Origin of the sequence: Bradyrhizobium sp. AZCC 1678 (assembly GCF_036924765.1) — a bacterium.
In the GTDB taxonomy this organism is placed as follows: domain Bacteria; phylum Pseudomonadota; class Alphaproteobacteria; order Rhizobiales; family Xanthobacteraceae; genus Bradyrhizobium; species Bradyrhizobium algeriense.
Window position 1 is genome coordinate 5,963,952 of the sequence record NZ_JAZHSE010000001.1, and the last position, 17,149, is coordinate 5,981,100.

A 17,149-nucleotide genomic window follows, 5' to 3' on the forward strand; every position below is an offset into this window, starting at 1 on the left:
CATGCTCTATTTCAGCGGCGTCAGCTCGTGCATCACGCCGATGAAGTAGTTGAGATAGGTTGCCATCATTCCGGTGAGGACGAAGGCGAAGATCAGGAAGCCAATCATGATCGACAGCGGCACGCCGACGAAATAGACCTGCATCGCCGGCATCAGCCGCGCCAGCACGCCGAGGCCGATATTGAAGACGAGGCCGAACACCAGGAACGGCGCCGAAAGCTGCATGCCGATCTTGAAGGCCGTGGCAAACGCGCGCGTGGCCAGCGCCGCGACGTCGCCGCTCGGCATCACTTCGCCCGGCGAGAAAATCCGGTAGCTCTCGTTCAGTGCCGCGATCACGAGATGGTGGCTGTCGGTGGCAAACAGCAGCGTCATGCCGAGGAGGGTGAGGAAGTTGCCGATCAGCAGGCCCTGTTGCCCCTGAGTCGGATCGACGGAGGTGACAAAGCCCAAACCGAGTTGCTGGGCGATCACCGAGCCGGCCACCGAGAGCGCCGACAGCGTGACGCGCGCGGTGGCGCCGAGTACGATGCCGATGACGATCTCGTGCATCATCAGCACGCCCAGCGAGCTCATCGAGGTCAGGTCGACCTGATAGGCGGTGCGGTGCAGCGGCAGGATGATCAGCGTCAGCAGCAGCGCGATCCCAAGCTTGATGCGCACCGGGATGTTGCTCTCGCCAAATCCCGGCATCAGCATCACCATGGCGCCCACGCGGGCAAACACCAGCATGAAGGTGGCGGCAAGGGCCGGCAGCAGGGATATGTCGACGCGCATTCATTCACAATGCATCAACCGCCTATGATTCGCGACGATATCCGCATCATGTGACTGTGCAGCGAATCCGCCATGAACGGCAACGCCAGCAATAATGTCACGAAGATCGCGAGAATCTTCGGCACGAAGATCAGCGTCTGTTCCTGGATCTGGGTCAGCGCCTGGAATAGCGAGACCACGACGCCGACCACGAGCCCGATTACCATCAAGGGCGACGACACCACCACGATGGTCCAGATCGCATCGCGCGCCACGTCGAGGGTTTCAGCACCGGTCATTGTAGACTTCCCTTCTTCCAATTCTCCACCGTCATTGCCTGCGACAAACGCGAAGCGTTTGCGCAAGGGAGCGCAGCGACGAAGCAATCCATTCTTTCTGCCGCCCGATGGATTGCTTCGCTGCGCTCGCAATGACGAAACTCATGACGTCCAAGGACCGTCAGATCGGCATCTTCATGATGTCTTCGTAGGACTGGATCACCCGGTCGCGCACGGACACCAGCGTCGAGACCGCGACGTCGGTCTCCGCGACCGCCGTCACCACGTCCATGACGTTGGCCTTGCCCGAACTCATCGCCATGGTCTGGGCGTCGGATTTCTTGCCGGCATCCAGCACGCTGCCCACCGCGTCCTTGAGCAGCGCGCTGAAGGACGGGCCGCCGGCGGTTTGGCCACCCTTCTCGGCGCCGCCGGATTCCATGATGCGCGAAAGCGCGGCGTAGGCATTTGCTGCAACGGTGGGTGAAGCCATTTTCTATGGTTCCTGTTCAGGCCTTGAGGATGTCGAGCGTGCGTTGGATCATGCGGCGCGTGGCGCTGATGATGTTGAGGTTGGCTTCATAGGACCGCTGCGCCTCGCGCATGTCGGTCATTTCAACCAGCGGATTGACGTTCGGATATTTGACGTTGCCGGCCGCGTCCGCCGCCGGATTGCTCGGCTCATGCTTGACGCGAAACGCCGACTGGTCGGCCCTGACCTTGTCGAGCGTCACCACCCTTGCGTCCAGCGTGCGGTCGAGCGCTGACGAGAATGTCGGCACCTTGCGGCGATAGGGATTGCCGGCGGCGGTCGGCGCGGTGGAATCCGCATTCGCGATGTTTTCCGAGATCACCCGCATCCGCCCCGCCTGCGCGCGCAACCCGGAGGTCGCGATGCTCATCGAGCGGGCGAAATCGCTTCCATCATCTGCCATGATCCGGTTCTCCTAATCGCGGCGCGTCAGCGTTTTCCGATGGCGGTTTTGAGCAGGCCGAGGCTGCGGGTGTAGAGCGAAGTGGCGGCCGCATAGTCCATCTGGTTGGCCGAGACCTTCAGCATCTGGTCTTCGAGATTGACCGAATTGCCGGCAGGCTTGGTCAGGAAGCCGCTCCTGCCGCCATCGCCCCTGAAACTCTGCCCGCCGCCGGAGACGCTGATATGGGTGGCACTGGTGCGCATCATGCCAAGCGAGCCCATCCCGCCGCCGACATTCGCGCCCTTATTGTCGAACTTCGGCTCCACCAGGTCGCTCGGCCGGAAATTCGGGGTGTTGGCGTTGGACACGTTTTCGGCGAGCACGCGCTGGCGTTCCTGGTGCCACTGCATCTTGGTGCGGAGCGCCGACAGGATCGGAAGATCGTTGATGGCCATCGAGCCGGTTCCCCGTTAACCTCTGGCAGACGCCGCGAGGTAGGCAGAATTTGCCCGGTGTATGGTTAACGGCTGGTTAAAATTACACTCGAGCGCCGTCGACATCCGCCAATACCCGCTGACAGCGCCAAAACGAGCGCATTTTCGCCACGAAAACTGCGTTAACCAGCACCAGCCGACGCGACTTGGGGCGCTCAGAAGTCGTTTTGGCTCAAGCGATTCTTGGTCTATTAATTAACCGGACGGCGGCGTTCGCCGCGGGGAATTAAGAAATAAGGCTGATCTCGGGCGTGATTCGCCGTCTCGCGGATCGCTTCGGAGCATGGTCAGGATGCCGGGAACCGTGTTCCCGGAGAACATGCTCGGACAGCAAGACCTAAGACCGCACTCGACGAAGCCAGCATCAAGAGAACGGCCCGTGGCCGGGGACTAAAGAATGCAATCACCTCTGACATTCCTCTTCGCATTCATCGCCGTTCTGGCGCTGATCGGCTTGGCCGCGTGGCTGGTCCGCCGTTTCGCCAATAACCGCATCGGCGCCAACACCCAACGCGGGCGGATGCCGCGGCTCGCCGTTATCGACGCCGCCGCCGTGGACGGCCGCCGGCGCCTGGTGCTGGTACGGCGCGACAATGTCGAGCATCTCCTGATGATCGGCGGCCCGAGCGACATCGTGGTCGAACCCAATATCGTGCGTGCGATGCCCAACCGCGATCAAATGGCGCCACGCCCGGCGGTCGGCGAGCAGCCGCCGCGCATCGCGCCGCTGCCCGATGCCGCCTGGAACGACGAGGCGGCAAGAGAGGCGGCAAGATCCGATTCGCGATCGACCGAGGCCTTCGATCATCCCGAACCGCAAATGCCGGAGCCGCCGCCGCGCCCCGCACGGCCCTCTTTCGCCGACGAAATCCGCCGCCCCGCGCCGCCACCGATGCCGGAACGTCGCGGTGATCCGTTGACGGGCTTTGCGCCGGAATCGATCAGCGGCCGCCCGGAATCGGGCCCGCCGCGCCTCGGCCGCAACGAGCCGCTGATGCCACGGCCGCAGCGCGAGTTGCCCAAGGCACCGCCCATCCGTGAGGCACCGCCAGTCCGTGAGGCGCCGCCGGTCCGCGAGGCACAGCAAATCCGTGAGGCATCGCCAGGCCGCGAGACACCACCGTCCATCCGAGAGGCGCTGCCTGTCCGTGACGCTCCGGCGGTTCGTGAGACGCCGGCCCGGGCGCCTGAACGCGCTGCTGCTGCGCCGCCGCCTCCGCCTCCACCCCCTTCGGCCCCCGCGCCGTCAAGTGCCGACCAGAATCTGGCCGAAATGGCGCAGCGGCTGGAAGCCGCGCTGCGCCGGCCGGCCGAACCGGTGGCGCCGCCGGTAGCGCCGGAAACGCCGCCGCCCGCCCGGACCTCCCGCAACGAGCCTCCCGCGCCCACCCCCGCTCCGCAGAAGAGCGGCTTCGAAAATCTCGAAGACGAGATGGCGTCCTTGCTGGGTCGTCCGAAGAACCCTTCGTGAGGCCGGCGACTTCTCCGCGTAGAGTTTTATTTTTCTTAATCCTGACCGCCACCGGATCGCTTGCCGATCCGGCGCTGGCGCAGGACATCAGCATCAATCTCGGCCAGGGCGGCGGCGGGGTCACCGAGCGCGCGATCCAGTTGATCGCGCTGTTGACGGTGCTGTCGATCGCGCCATCGATCCTGATCATGATGACGTCGTTCACGCGCATCGTCGTCGTGCTGTCGCTGCTGCGCACCGCATTGGGTACCGCGACCGCCCCACCCAACTCGGTGATCATTGCGCTCGCGATGTTCCTGACCGCGTTCGTGATGGGGCCCGTCCTGCAGAAGTCCTATGACGACGGCATCAAGCCCCTGGTCGCCAACCAGATCGGGGTCGAGGAAGCGCTGCAAAAGGCTTCGGTGCCGCTGCGCGGCTTCATGCAGAAGAACGTTCGCGAAAAGGATCTGAAGCTGTTCGTCGATCTCTCCGGTGAGCCGCCGCCGGCGACGCCGGAGGATCTGTCGCTGCGAATTCTGGTCCCGGCCTTCATGATCTCGGAGCTGAAACGCGCCTTCGAGATCGGTTTCCTGCTGTTCCTCCCCTTCCTGATCATCGATCTCGTCGTCGCATCGGTGCTGATGTCGATGGGTATGATGATGCTGCCCCCCGTCGTGGTCTCGCTCCCGTTCAAGTTGATCTTTTTCGTGCTGGTCGACGGCTGGTCGCTGGTGGCGGGGAGCCTGGTGCAGAGCTACGGCGGCAACTAGCGGCCGATTCCCAGGGGTTCCACAACCCAATAGGTCAATATTGATTACGTATTTGCCGCGGAGTTTCCTGGCGAATTTAAGGTCAGATTAGTTCCTTCGTGCACAATGGAGGGCTTAGGGCACCGAATTTCGTAGCAAACGCATCACCGGATCAAACGATGGTAGGCCAGTCGATCGGCGAGATGGACGTCGAATACGCCACGACGATTGCCGACCGGGCTATGCGGTTGATGGCCCAGCAGTCAGTTCCTGCCACCCCGACCAATTTTGCGGTCTGGTTCGAATATTCCCTGGGCAATTCGCTGGCGCTGCGAAAGACCATCGACATCCTGATCGCCGGCAAGCGCAAATTCGATCCGGCGATCAACCACGAACTCTACATTACTTATGTGACGCCGCAGTCCAGCCCCGACCCGCTCGGTGACCTTCCCGAGCAGTTGAGCGGCCTGATCGCCACCGCCCAGCAATTCCTGAACACCGCCGTCACCGACAACCAGACCCACATCAAGGCGCTCGGCGAGGTGTCGTCCGAAGCCGCTGGCGCCGCAGATCCCCGGACGATCATTGCGAAACTGGTTGATGAATTGTCAAAGGCGACGTCGCGGGCCGCGACGCTGGAAGCAAATTTCGCCGCCACCTCGGAGGAACTGGACAGCATCCGCGATTCGCTGAAGGCGGCCGAGCAACGCTCCAACACCGATGCGCTGACCGGGCTCGCCAACCGGCACTCGATGGATGAGTTCCTCCGCCTCGCCCAGATCGCGGCGATGGAAAAGGACGAGGCGCTCAGCGTCTTCCTGATCGACATCGATCATTTTAAGAAATTCAACGACGATTATGGTCATCAGGTCGGCGATCAGGTGCTTCGGCTGGTGGCCAAGGTCCTGCAGGAAGGCGTTCGCGAAGTCGATCTCGCAGCCCGTTACGGCGGAGAGGAATTGATCGCGGTGCTTCCGGGAGCCGATCTCGAGGCTTGTACCTCGGTCGCCGAGCGCATTCGCCGCCGCATCGCCGAAGCGCGTCTGACGCGCCGTGCGACGGGCAAGGAAATCGGCAGCATCACGGTTTCGATCGGCGTGGCGCAATTCCGCCTCGCCGAATCCGCGGACGCCATGATCGAGCGCTGCGACCGCGGGCTTTATCAAGCCAAGCGGCTCGGCCGTAACCGCACGGTGACGGAAACCGAACTCGAGCCCGAGGCCGGCGCGGCCTAGCGGGATCGCTCCAGCGTCAACGCACCTCCAGCTCTGCCTTGTTTGAAGCGTGAAGAAATTGCTGCACCGCGCTCCGGTGCGGAACTAATGCCGCAATTCCGGCTTATCGTAGACGCCCTACAGCCGGGAGTATTTCATGAAAATCGCAGGGATGATTATGGCTGCTACTGCGGCCCTCAGCATCGTCGGTACGTCGGCGCTTGCCCAGCAAACGCGTACGGGAATGGTGACGAGAATAGACCGGATCAGCGGCACCATCTCGATCAAGGATATGCCTGATGGCACCACCGGCGCGAACGCCGGCGCCGCGACCGAAGAATTCAAGGTCCAGGACGGCGCGCGGCTGAATGTCTTGCACGCCGGCGACAGGGTCACGTTTGCCGTGAGCGACACGGCGGGGACCAAGACCGTTACGAAGATCGACAAGACGGACGCGGTCACGAAGATCGACAAGAAGTGAGACGTTGCCGAAGCGAGATCCAGCCTCGTGATGTCTCGCTTCGCCCGAAAGAGCGAGGCTCGGAGTGCCCATCATACTTTGGGAGTCCGGGCCTCGTACCCTGAACTGCCCCTTCCGGATGGAGCCGCTCGGTACGGAATGCAATGTAGGTAATCCGGCCAGCGTGCCTTGATCTGCCGCAAACGCTCGCCCGACTTCATTCCCGGAAAACCGGCACCGGCTTCTTACGGACTAGCGTGGCGGCGCACGCTCGAGCGAAGCGCGAATTTCGGCGACTGTCTCGTCGCAATATTCGTTCAGTTTCTGGAATTGTTGCTGCAGCGCCCGAAGTTTTCCGGCGCGTTTGGCCGGCCCTTCCCGATCGATATTGAATCTGTCGGCGGGCGATAGACGTGACGCCGCGGCCGCCCGCGCCGCTTGCATCGATGTGTCATGACCGTTGCTGGAAGACATCTCTGCACGCCTCACAAATTGGAATCCGGCCGGAAAAGGTCCGGTAGAATTTCCGTGTGATCGCGCGCTGGCGTTGCGAGCTTGCACCCGACAGTGTGTTGTTTGGATGCCCGGCCGGGGTCGATTTGGTGGCAAAAGATGGATGGTGGTGGCAACCCTCGTATTCTTACGGAGCTGTTTTTCCACGAATAAGATACAATCGGCAGCCAATTTCGCCGATGCTTTCCTTTGTTTTTTGTTGCTCAGCGATAGTTGATATGTCCGTACCGCATTCAGAAACCGCCCTGCCGCCGCGCTGCGAAATTTGCGGGATCGGCACGGTCAGGATCGGGAAGCTGCCCCGAATCGGATTGCGCCCGCTCGTCTACGTCTACAAGTGCGATGCCTGCAACCAGATCACGTCGGTCGAGCCGGAGCGGCAGGAGGAAGCGGTCCGTCGCCGCCCGGTGTCGACGCGACGGCCGCGGCGCTAGCTGGAGCGTTTTCCAGCGAAGTGGAGACCGGTTCGCGTCAAGAAGACGCGTCAAATCAAAAATCCAGAGCCCCGTTCCGATTCAATCGGAACGGAAAAGACTCTAGTCAAGATAGACCGCACTTAAAAACGCGGATCCCCACGCCGGGCCGGGTTTCTTCCTGGCCATGCCGCATGTAAAGCTTCGGCCAAACTTCTCATAAAGAAGAGGCAGGGGCATGTCCGAGGACTTCATCGACGAACTGCGCAACGTGCTCGACAAGGGCACGGTGCTGGCAGGCGGCGACATCGACGCGCGCTATCATCACGATCTCGCCGGCAATCCGGTGCCGAAGCCGCGCGCGGTCGTCCGCCCGAGAACGACGGAGGATGTCTCCGTGTTGCTGCGGCTCTGTCATCGCGAAGGCGTGCCTGTGACGACGCAAGGCGGCATGACCGGGCTGGTGCGCGGCGCGCTGCCGAATCCGAACGAAATCGTGCTGTCGATGGAGCGCATGAACAGCGTTGAAGAGGTCGATGTCTCCGCCGGCGTCGCCATCGCGCAGGCCGGCACGCCGCTGCAAAAGCTCCAGGAGCGGGTCGAGCAGGACGGCCTGATGTTTCCGCTCGACCTCGGCTCGCGCGGCAGTTGCACCATCGGCGGCAACATCTCGACCAATGCCGGCGGCAACCGCGTCATCCGTTACGGCATGACGCGTGACCTGATCCTCGGCCTCGAAGTCGTCACCGCCGACGGGACCGTGCTCAAGGGCCTGCGCAAATACATCAAGAACAATACCGGCATCGACTTAAAGCAGCTTTTCATCGGCAGCGAAGGCATCCTCGGCGTGGTGACGCGCGCTGCGCTGCGCGTCTTTCCCGCGCCGGCGGAGCGGCAGGTGGCGCTGTGCGCCCTGCCCTCGTTCGGGCAGATCACGGCATTCCTGAGGATGGCGCGGGAAAGTCTTGGCGGCGAACTGACCGCCTTCGAGGTGATGTGGAATGCTTACTACCGCCTCACGGTCGAACGCATAAAGGGCGTGGCCGGGCCTCTGCCGACCCACCATCCGTTCTACGTCCTGCTGGAGGCTTCCGGCAGCGACCCCGAGCGCATCCATGCCGACCTCGAGAAACTGCTCGAAACCGCGATGGACGACAACCTGATCCTCGACGCCACGCTCTCGACCTCGAATGCATCCGCCGCCGCGATCTGGCGCATCCGCGATTCCAGCGTCGAACTGGGCCGCAGCTTTCCTTACGCTGCGCGGATGGGCTTCGACGTCAGTCTCGCCATCGACAGGATGGAGGAATATGCGGATACGCTTGATGCACGAGTCAAGGCGATCGATCCACAAGCCTTCACCATCGTGATGGGACACGTCGGCGACGGCAATTTGCATCCCAGCGTGTATCACGAACATACGCCCGAGAAGCACGATGAATTCGAGAAGCTGCTCTACGACCTCACGGGCGAATTCGGCGGCTCGATCTCGGCCGAACACGGCATCGGCATCCTGAAGCGGCCCTACCTGAAAATGAGCCGCACCGAAGAGGAAATCGAAACCATGCGCACGCTCAAGCGCGCCCTCGACCCCAAGAACATTTTGAACCCGGGGCGAATTTTTACGGTGTGAAGACGTTTTGGGCGGTCAAGCCTGGCCGGACGCTGGCAACTGCCCGTCACTCCTTAAAATTATACTGCTTGCAGAGGTGGTCGCCGATCTGGACCAGCATGGCGACGCATTCGGGATAACCCGGCTTGGCGATCGTGGCATCGTCGGCCTCGGCGCGGAATTCCCAGCTATCGCCGTCGGGGATCACCGAGATCGCAATACCCTCGGGACATTCGAGATGGGCCTTCAACTCGGCTCGCGCCATCGCAATGAGTTCGGCTTCGGTCTTGGCGGGCTTGCTCATCGTGATGGCGTCCTCCGGCAGGTTGTTTGCCTGCAGGTTGCCGCTTTGACGCGGATCTGTCGAGGGGTGACGGAACGACGCGCCATCTCGTCGCGCTCGCCCTGCCCGCCATCGCGATTGCAGCCGCTGTCGGCGCGACCGCAGCGCGGTGCGTTATTGCGCCGCGCTTGCCGGCCTCGTTTCGGCGATGACCCGCAGCGAAGCGGTTTTGTTCGTGTCCAGCTCCGAGCCGGTCGCGATCGGGTCGGCCGGCGACGACGGTAACTTCTGAATGTGCTTGGTGAATATCCTGATGACCCGGCCTTTGATCACAGGCACCCTGTCGAACATATCGGATGCGATGCCCTCGACGGCATCCCGCAGCGCCAAAAACTGCGCCTGCCTTGCGATGCTCTCCGTACCCTTCACGCCGCCGAGTTCGTCCAATGCGGCATCGCTGATCTGGCACTCGACAATATCGGCTTCGTTCCGCATGGTGAACCTGAACGCCAGGCGTTCATTGTCGTGTCCAATAATTCGGTCCCGGGTCAGCGGCATCGGACGGCCAGTTTTGGACGACTAGTGAGAGACGATAACAGGCAGCACCAGGGCGGCGCTGACGTCCTGCCTAATGCGTCAACTCGTCAAAAATTGGCCGAACCTGCGGCCAAATCCGCTACTTCGCCGGCTTCTTCAGATCAATCCGCCTGATGCCTGATATCGCGGGCAAGGAGCCAGTGTGGACCGGCTCGGCCCCGGACATTTCCGGCGATAGCGGCGCGCGGGCGGTGGCATCCGGGAAGCGGATCTTCATTTCGCGGATGAAGCCGTCGAGCGTGTCGACGCTGGCGGCCATCTTGGCGATCAGGGCGAATTCGGCGCTGTTGGAAGCGGCCGGCTTGCTCGCGGTATCGAATGCAAGCCGGTCGGCCTCGCCGGTCATCAGCGGCGCGTATTTCTCGCGGAAACGCGCCAGGCCGATCGCGTCCCCGGCCAGCGCATAGCCGACCACGGCGCGGATCACGTCGCTCTTCTCGGCGGCGTTGAGCGGCCTGAAGTCGCGCCAGCGGTCGGCGTAATACAGTTCGATCTGTTCGGAAGCCTCTCGCCACTGCCGCGACGCCCAATAAATGTCGGAGCGCAGCCGGATCGCTTCGCGGCCGGCGATGTTGGAGATGATATCGAGCGCCAGATCATGCCGACCGATGTCGCTTTGGGCCCGTGACTCGAGCAGCAGCCGCTGCTGCCGCAGTTCGCCGGAGAGATCGGCGATCCGGGTCAGGCGCAGCGCCGCGATCGCCCTATCCGGCTTGCGGTTGGTCAGGTAGACCATGGCAAGGCGTGCCGCCACCTGCGCGCGCGCGGCTCCCTCCAGCCGCTTGTCGACCTGGTACTGCAGCAGTTCGGCGGCCTGGTCGAGCAGGTCGACCGTAGCCAGCCGGTCCGCGAGGCGCCGGATCATCTCGTCGCCGCGCCGGCCGATCGGCGTCAATTCGCGAAACTCATAGAACATGGCGAGTGCGTCGACCGGCTTCATGTCGTCGCCCTTCGAGCCGACATAGATCTCCGCGAACAAGGCGGACGCCGCATCCTGGCCCTGCCGCGACAGTTCGGAATTGGGCTGCAGCTTCGTCGCGGTCTTGGCGGCTCCGAGCGAGTCGGCATAGCGGCCGGTTTCGGCGTAGATCTGGGCCATCTTGTTCAACGCCCTCAACTCGATCGCGTCGCCGCGCCAGGTGACCGACAACGTCTCCAGCTCGCGCAGCAAATCGGCCTGGCCCAGTTCGCCGCGTTTGTGCCGCAGCAAGGCCTCCAGCAGCCTCGCCTCCGCCGACGCCTGCCGGTCGCGGGACTGCGCCGCGTACCTGTAGGCGTCGAGCGCGTCCTTGTCGTGCCCCAGCGCCTCGGCGAGCCGCCCGCGCAGCACCGCGATCTCGGGCTTCATCTCGTTGGGAATACCGATCACCTCGAGTTCGCTGCGCCGCCGCGAGGCACCGGCATAGTCCTTCACCTCGAGCGAGGCCCGCATCGCGTCCGCGGTGACGATGCGCTGCAGTTCCGGCGGCAGCGCGGCGATCGAGAATTCGTCGTTCTTGAACTTTTCGCGCGCGTCCGCCCATTTTTCCTGACGGGCGAGCGCGAACCCTTTCCACAATTGGGAATCGTAGCCGTTGCCGATCGCAGGACTTGCAAGATCCTTCAGCGCCCGCTCGGGATGGCCGATCAGGATGCTGGCGACCGCATGCACCATCAGCACGGTGGCATCTTCGTTCCCCTGGTTGGTGTCGGAGAGGATGAGGTTGGTCACCCCCCTCGCCTCCTGATACATCCCGCGCGACATGTAGAAATTGGCAAGCTCGAGGCGGGCTTGCGCTTTTAGCTCAGGCCTCGCGGCGGCGGCAGCCTTGATCAACGCATCCAGTTTGGGGAGAAATTTCTCTTCCCGGTTCTTGCGCCATTCGTTGGCGTCGAACAGCGGCCGCACCGCCGCGGTGGCGCGTTCGGCGGCGACGTCGGCGGACGACAGCGTCAACCCGCCGGGCCGTCCGAGCATCACCTTGTCGGCGCCGACCTCGGCGTTGATGTCGTCGGAGTTCGGATGCACGACCACGCCGTGCACGGATTCCAGCAGCGATAGTTCGACGAAATCCTGCCGCTTGATGAGGCCGCGGGTCGGCGGCGGCGCGGTGACGACCAGCAGCGTATCGCCGGCGTCGGGATCGACCAGCCGGTGCATCGCGCCGGGATTGGCCAGCGGCACGGTGACATTGGCGAGCGCGGGATCGGTGATGTTCCGCAGCACCATCAGCGGCAGCGGCGAGGCCTGGCCGCGGTCGGCGAAGGTCAGCGTCCACTCGGCGCCGTTGGCGCGGCCTTCGCTTTCGAGCGAAGGAATCTGCGGCCGGTTAAGGCGGATGCGGATGGCCTGGCCCTTTTCCAGCGGCAGCCGGCTGACATCGCCGATGATGGCGCCGCCCTTGGCACGGATCGGTTCGATATCGATGGGTTTGGCTTGGTCGAACACCAGCCACAGCGTATCGGCACGGCGGAACAGCGCGGCCGGGGTCGGCGTGGCAAAGGAGAACGTCACGCGCAGGCCGTCGCTGTCACGCCTCGCCTCGACGGTGGCCGCCTTGTCCTTGACGCCGCTTTCCAGCGGCGGGCTGGATGCCGCCGGCGCTGGCTGCTTCGGCAGCTCCGCGGGAGGTGGAGCCTGGCTGGGCGCCACGGCCTTCGGCGCTTCCGCAGCAACGGCCTGGACCTGTTCGGCAGGCTGCGCCGCTTTTGCGGCTTCCGCCGGCGGCGATGTTTTTTCCGCAGCGGCCGCCATCTTCTCGGCCGCTGGAGCCGCGTTGTCACTGGCCGGCGTCACTTTTTCGACGGCAGGCGTTTTGACCTCGGTCACGGCCGGCGCTTCGGTCGCCTGCCCCGGCTTGATCTCGATCCTGGCCTGCTCGGCAATCATCTCCGAGGTGACGGGCGGAATTTCCGCCGGCTGCTGCAGTGACGGCGATTCCTTCAGGGCCTTGTCGCGCGAAACCCGCGAGGCAGGGCCCGGTTTGGCCGGTACGGCCGGCTTGGCCTCGGCATGCGGCGCGGCCAAAGCGGGTTTTTCCGCCTGCTGGAAGGCGACATCGATCACATAGTTCTTTTCCTCACGGAAGGAATGCACGTCGACCTCGCCGATCAGAACGAGGTCGACTGCGGAAGAGTCGACGTCGGCCCGCTGGTTGATCGAGGCAATGTTCGGTGGCGCCGCCACCTTCGCATCCGCCAGGTCGAAATTGAGCACGCTGTTGAACTGCAGCGTCAGCTTCTGATCGTTCAGCACCGACGATACGTTGACGCCGTCGGGCATCTCGAACACGAAGCGGACGAAGGTCGGCTGCACCGAGGCGCGGACACGCACCGGCGGCCTCTTCTTTGCGGCATTGACCGCCATCTGCGCGCGAAGCGCGCGCTCGGCTGCCCGCGCCCGAGCCGCCAGTTCGCGAATGACTTCGGCAGGAAGCGAGGGCGGCGGACCGGTCCAGCTATCGGGCAGGAAGTCGACGAAGATCCGCTCCCCCGCCGTCATGGTGTTGACGGTTGCCCGCCGTGCCAGCGATAGCCGGATCGCCGTACCGTCGGGATCGCGCCGCGCCGAGCCGACATAATCGGGAACGGCGTCCGACAATTTGTCGACGGGAATATCCACCGGGCGCTTGAAGTGGATGATGATGATCGAACCCGCGGTCGAAACCTCCGATTCGACGTCCTCGGCCAGTTTCAATACCAGCCGGGCGAAGCCACCGCCGGACGTGAACGTCGCCTCCCCCCGGACCGGATCGTCGGCCCGGCAGGGCTGCGAAACAGCGATGCCGGCGAGCAGCAGGACAAAGGCAAGCGGCCGGCCGAGGCACAGCCGGGCCGCCCGCGCCAAAGCGCGGCCCTGCGACCCAGTTCCAGCGGCAGCCCTTTGCCCCATCCAGGAAATCTCGCGGCCTCAATGAGTTCTGCGGCGAAGCGCGCTCGCCTGCGGATTTGAATCTTGGATTGGCCGACTTAAGGTTTTGTTAACGTCAACTCATTGATTTCGTTGGAGAGGCGGCCTGGCGCCCGGACGAAGCATTACACGTCGCAGGATGGGTCGGAATCCGGCCCCTTTTCGTGATCATCCGGCACGCCGCAGGCTCGCACGCTGCGGCTCCTACCACAGCGCCGCCCCGCGTCTTGATCTGCATCAATAATCTCACGACGGTTGGAACCAACATCAGCCATCCCGTCTTAGGGAAACAATGGACCCGGGACGCGGGGCCGGCAATCGACAAACCAGCTCCCGGGCCTGCCAAACCTGCCTCAGGCAGCCAATTCGGAGTGCGTGAAAATGGCAACCCAGATCGTGATGGATCGTACCGGTGACACCCGCCATACATTCGACGTCCATGATCGCGCGGAGGTCGAAAAGGCCGAGCGGCGTTTCAGGGATTTGACCGGCGCAGGCTTTACGGCAGCGGTACGATCGGGGCCCGGCGAGCAACGGGTGATCCGCTCCTTCGATCCGACGGCGGAGGAAACGCTGTTTTATCCACGTCTCGTCGGTGGCTGACGGCGGTGACCCAGCAGATCGTCCTGGCGATGTGCTCGTTCGCCCTCGCTTTATTTGGCACGCTGCTGCTTTCGGCGCTTTCGCTGGTCGTGGCGCGATCGGGTACCTGTAGCAGATCGTTCCGCTACGAAACCGAAGCGCGAGCGCTGACCCTGTTGAACGGCTGGCTCTCGCCGAAGCAGCGCGCCTGCTACGAGCGGTTCCGATATTTCGACGTCACCGGCAGCGATACCGGGACGCGCTATCGGATCCATCATGGCACGCAGACCAACATCGAGGAACTCAGCGGCACGGGCCACCACGTCTGCAAATGGTGCTTCGTTCCGGACGGCGACCTCGTCGCGGGCGATGTCATGCTGGCGCAGAAGATCGCCCTTGAAACCAACGAGCGCGGCGCGCTTGCCGTGGCCCATCGCTCGTTCGTTTCGTCGGGGCCGCGCAGGTTCTGAAGCGGGTGGCGCCAACGCCCCCTTTACGGGGGGCGCCGGTACGTCCGCGTCAATTGGGCTTTTGCTGCAGGACCTTGCCTTCGATCTTCGGCAGCTCGGCCGTAGACGTGGATTTATCGGTGCCGGCGCGGCGGGCCAGTTCGACCGTCAGCCGCTCGGCCGCTTCCGGCTGCATCAAGCCCAGAATGTCCGACATCTTGCGTGGCGCGATCTGGGAGGCGATGTCGTAGAGCACCGACATTTCCAGCCGGTCGAACACCTTGGCGGCATCCTTTGGCTTCATGCCCTCGTACATCGTGATGATGCCCTTGAAGCGAGCGGCGTCCTGCTCGGCCTTTTGGCCGGTCGCGGTCGAGATCTTTGCTTCGGTGGCCTTCATTTCCTCGACGCGGCCCTCGATGCGCTTCTCGGCGGATTTCAAAAGGCTCTCGCGAATTTCAACTTCACGCGCGCGCTGCTCCAATTCCTGGCGCCGCGCCTGCAGCCGCTCCAGGATGGCGCGCTCCGACGGCGACACCGATTGCGGGTTCTGGTCGGGAAACACCACGACGCCGTCGGGCTTCGGCGCGTCGGTGGCGGGAGCGGCCGGCTTCGGCGCCTCTTCCTTTTTCTCTTCCTTCTTGACCGATCCGGTGATGTCGGCGGGATCGGCCTTAGCGCTGGTCGGATAGCCCAGATTGTCCTGCGCCCACGAACGCTTGGCCGGCTGGCTGACCTGATAATCGAACACGTATCCGCCATCGATCACGAGGCCCGCGATCTTCAGCACGGCAAGGCCGAAGATCGCGACCAGCACGACCGGAATGACACGGATGTCGCGAAACGACTTCATGCGGCGAGGCCACTGGCCCTTCTGCGTTCGGAGAATGCTTCAGCCGCCGCGGCAACCGCCTTGGCAGTAGAGACCTTGGGCGCTGCGGGCTCGGCCTCCTGCGAGGGCCGCGCCGCGATCGCGATCTTGGACAGCCGGCGAATGACGCCATCGCCTTCGGCGAGCATGTTCTTCAGGTGCCCCGCCATCTGCGTCGCCGCCGCAAGCTGGCTGCCGAGATTCTCGTTGACGTCGCGCACGGTGTGTTTGAGGCCGCCGATCGCCCGCTCGGCGATTTCGGTTGCGGTGATCAGTTCGGCGATCGTGGCCTTCAGCGAATGCTCGTCCGCCTTCAGCCGCTTCAGCCGCTTGTTGAGCAGCATGCAGTAGCCGATCGTGAGCATCAGCAGCACCGCCACCAGACTCTCGATCACAACGCCAAGGGAATGACTCATTGTGCCTCCATCAACTTGGTTTGCTCGTCGGCCTTCTCGAACATCGCGAAGGTGGTATTGGGCTTGCGCAACTGCTTGGTGACGCGAATGGCGACGCGATCGCCGACACGGCCCATGCGCCCTTCGGTCAAAAGAACATTGCCGCAGCGGACCTGTACCAGCGCTTCAGGGCGCATCTCCAGCGGCAGGGTATCGCCGACCTTCAGCTTCATCAGCTGCTTCAGCGGAATGTCGGCTTCATAGAGCACCGCATCGACCGATATCTCGGCCTGCGCCACTTCGGTCGCGAAATGGCCTTCCCAGATCGGATCGCGGCCGAACTTTTCGCCCATGAACATCTGGAGCAGAACCGGGCGGATCGGCTCGATGGTCGCGTAAGGCAGCAGCAACTCGATATTGCCGCCGCGGTCTTCCATGTCGATGCGCAGCCGCACCAGGATCGCGGCGTTGGCGGGCCTGGAGATCGCGGCGAAGCGCGGATTGGTTTCCAGCCGGTCGATCGAGAACGTCACCGGCGACAGCGGCCGGAACGCCTGCTCGGCGTCGGCCAGCACCACCTCGACCAGCCGCTTGACCAGGTTGGTTTCGATCGTGGTGTAGGGCCGGCCCTCGATCCGCAGCGAGGTCTGGCCGCGGCGGCCGCCGAGCAGCACGTCGATGATCGAATAGATCAGGCTGGAATCGACCGTCGCCAGGCCGAAATTTTCCCACTCCTCGGCCTTGAACACGCTGAGCACGGCCGGCAAGGGAATTGAATTCATGTAGTCGCCGAAGCGAACCGAGGTGATGCGGTCGAGCGAGACTTCGACGTTATCCGAGGTGAAATTGCGCAAGCTCGTGGTCATCAGCCGCACCAGGCGGTCGAACACGATTTCGAGCATCGGTAGACGCTCGTAGGACACCATCGCGGAATCGATGATGGCGCGAATGCCGGAATGGTCGTCGAGATTGACGTCGCCGACGGTGAAGCCGAGCAGATTGTCGATTTCTTCCTGCGACAGAACCCGTTCGCCGGAGTTCTTGTTGCCGAACTCGCGGCCGCCATCCTCGACCATGGCCGCCCATTGCAGCGCCATGCTCTCGGAGAGTTCATTGGCGGCAGCTTCTTCCGCGGCCGCCGCGGGATCCTCGGAATCGAGCGACGCCTCCCACTGGGCGGCAATCGCGTCCTGGTCCATCTGGTCTTGGTTGCCGGCCATGATG

At 63.5% G+C, this 17,149-nt stretch carries 19 protein-coding genes; 8 read left to right on the forward strand and 11 right to left on the reverse strand.

The window, feature by feature from the left end; genetic code table 11:
* Positions 1–6: 6 nt before the first annotated feature.
* The 5 genes from fliR to flgB all read right to left on the reverse strand — a co-directional run bounded on the left by fliR (position 7) and on the right by flgB (position 2,406).
* Positions 7–777, reverse strand: a complete 771-nt coding sequence (gene fliR / locus V1294_RS28725; protein ID WP_334501879.1) for a flagellar biosynthetic protein FliR — start codon at positions 775–777, stop codon at positions 7–9.
* A gap of 14 nt (positions 778–791) precedes the next feature.
* Entirely contained in the window at positions 792–1,055 is a 264-nt protein-coding gene (gene fliQ / locus V1294_RS28730) for a flagellar biosynthesis protein FliQ (protein ID WP_025588824.1), read from the reverse strand.
* Positions 1,056–1,215: 160 nt separating this feature from the next.
* Positions 1,216–1,527: a flagellar hook-basal body complex protein FliE gene (gene fliE / locus V1294_RS28735; RefSeq protein ID WP_108519765.1), complete on the reverse strand. Its 312-nt coding sequence runs from the start codon at positions 1,525–1,527 to the stop codon at positions 1,216–1,218.
* A 16-nt stretch (positions 1,528–1,543) separates the two neighbouring features.
* Positions 1,544–1,969 carry a flagellar basal body rod protein FlgC gene (flgC, locus tag V1294_RS28740; RefSeq protein WP_334501881.1) on the reverse strand — a complete coding sequence of 142 codons (426 nt, stop codon included), beginning with the start codon at positions 1,967–1,969 and terminating at the stop codon, positions 1,544–1,546.
* A 26-nt stretch (positions 1,970–1,995) separates the two neighbouring features.
* Positions 1,996–2,406, reverse strand: a complete 411-nt coding sequence (flgB, locus tag V1294_RS28745) for a flagellar basal body rod protein FlgB (RefSeq protein WP_108519767.1) — start codon at positions 2,404–2,406, stop codon at positions 1,996–1,998.
* Positions 2,407–2,842: 436 nt separating this feature from the next.
* Between flgB and V1294_RS28750 the strand changes: the two genes are divergently transcribed.
* From V1294_RS28750 to V1294_RS28775, 6 genes are all read left to right on the forward strand, one after another.
* On the forward strand, positions 2,843–3,916 hold the full coding sequence (locus tag V1294_RS28750; RefSeq protein ID WP_334501883.1) for a flagellar biosynthetic protein FliO: 1,074 nt from the start codon (positions 2,843–2,845) through the stop codon (positions 3,914–3,916).
* The gene (gene fliP / locus V1294_RS28755) at positions 3,913–4,668 is read left to right on the forward strand and encodes a flagellar type III secretion system pore protein FliP (protein ID WP_108519769.1); all 756 of its coding nucleotides are present in this window, start codon (positions 3,913–3,915) and stop codon (positions 4,666–4,668) included. The genes V1294_RS28750 and fliP overlap by 4 nt, the downstream gene beginning before the upstream one ends.
* 230 nt (positions 4,669–4,898) lie before the next feature.
* The gene (locus tag V1294_RS28760; RefSeq protein WP_334489587.1) at positions 4,899–5,882 is read left to right on the forward strand and encodes a GGDEF domain-containing protein; all 984 of its coding nucleotides are present in this window, start codon (positions 4,899–4,901) and stop codon (positions 5,880–5,882) included.
* A gap of 136 nt (positions 5,883–6,018) precedes the next feature.
* On the forward strand, positions 6,019–6,342 hold the full coding sequence (locus tag V1294_RS28765; protein WP_108519770.1) for a copper-binding protein: 324 nt from the start codon (positions 6,019–6,021) through the stop codon (positions 6,340–6,342).
* A 710-nt stretch (positions 6,343–7,052) separates the two neighbouring features.
* Entirely contained in the window at positions 7,053–7,268 is a 216-nt protein-coding gene (locus V1294_RS28770; RefSeq protein WP_334501886.1) for a hypothetical protein, read from the forward strand.
* A gap of 217 nt (positions 7,269–7,485) precedes the next feature.
* Positions 7,486–8,880, forward strand: coding sequence for an FAD-binding oxidoreductase (locus V1294_RS28775; RefSeq protein WP_334501888.1), 1,395 nt, complete (start codon positions 7,486–7,488; stop codon positions 8,878–8,880).
* A gap of 46 nt (positions 8,881–8,926) precedes the next feature.
* Here V1294_RS28775 and V1294_RS28780 read toward each other — a convergent pair whose 3' ends face one another.
* The 3 genes from V1294_RS28780 to V1294_RS28790 form a co-directional block, all read right to left on the reverse strand.
* Entirely contained in the window at positions 8,927–9,163 is a 237-nt protein-coding gene (locus V1294_RS28780) for a hypothetical protein (protein WP_108519774.1), read from the reverse strand.
* 153 nt (positions 9,164–9,316) lie between these two features.
* The gene (locus V1294_RS28785; RefSeq protein WP_334501890.1) at positions 9,317–9,700 is read right to left on the reverse strand and encodes a DUF1488 family protein; all 384 of its coding nucleotides are present in this window, start codon (positions 9,698–9,700) and stop codon (positions 9,317–9,319) included.
* A 118-nt stretch (positions 9,701–9,818) separates the two neighbouring features.
* On the reverse strand, positions 9,819–13,610 hold the full coding sequence (locus V1294_RS28790; RefSeq protein WP_334501893.1) for a tetratricopeptide repeat protein: 3,792 nt from the start codon (positions 13,608–13,610) through the stop codon (positions 9,819–9,821).
* Positions 13,611–14,009: 399 nt separating this feature from the next.
* On the opposite strand from V1294_RS28790, the gene V1294_RS28795 reads away from it, so the two are divergent.
* Positions 14,010–14,231 (forward strand): hypothetical protein, encoded by a 222-nt coding sequence (locus V1294_RS28795; RefSeq protein WP_334478916.1) that lies wholly within the window; start codon positions 14,010–14,012, stop codon positions 14,229–14,231.
* Between the two features lie 5 nt (positions 14,232–14,236).
* Positions 14,237–14,680, forward strand: coding sequence for a hypothetical protein (locus V1294_RS28800; RefSeq protein ID WP_334501894.1), 444 nt, complete (start codon positions 14,237–14,239; stop codon positions 14,678–14,680).
* A 49-nt stretch (positions 14,681–14,729) separates the two neighbouring features.
* Here the strand turns inward: V1294_RS28800 and V1294_RS28805 are convergent, their stop codons facing one another.
* The 3 genes from V1294_RS28805 to fliM are packed head-to-tail and all read right to left on the reverse strand — an operon-like array spanning position 14,730 to position 17,145.
* Complete coding sequence (locus V1294_RS28805; RefSeq protein ID WP_334501895.1) at positions 14,730–15,512, reverse strand: MotE family protein; 783 nt, start codon at positions 15,510–15,512, stop codon at positions 14,730–14,732.
* A complete protein-coding gene (locus tag V1294_RS28810; RefSeq protein WP_334478911.1) occupies positions 15,509–15,946 on the reverse strand; it encodes a DUF6468 domain-containing protein in 438 nt (145 codons plus the stop codon). Before V1294_RS28810 ends, V1294_RS28805 begins: the two co-directional genes overlap by 4 nt.
* Positions 15,943–17,145, reverse strand: coding sequence for a flagellar motor switch protein FliM (gene fliM / locus V1294_RS28815; protein WP_108519780.1), 1,203 nt, complete (start codon positions 17,143–17,145; stop codon positions 15,943–15,945). Before fliM ends, V1294_RS28810 begins: the two co-directional genes overlap by 4 nt.
* Positions 17,146–17,149: the final 4 nt, after the last annotated feature.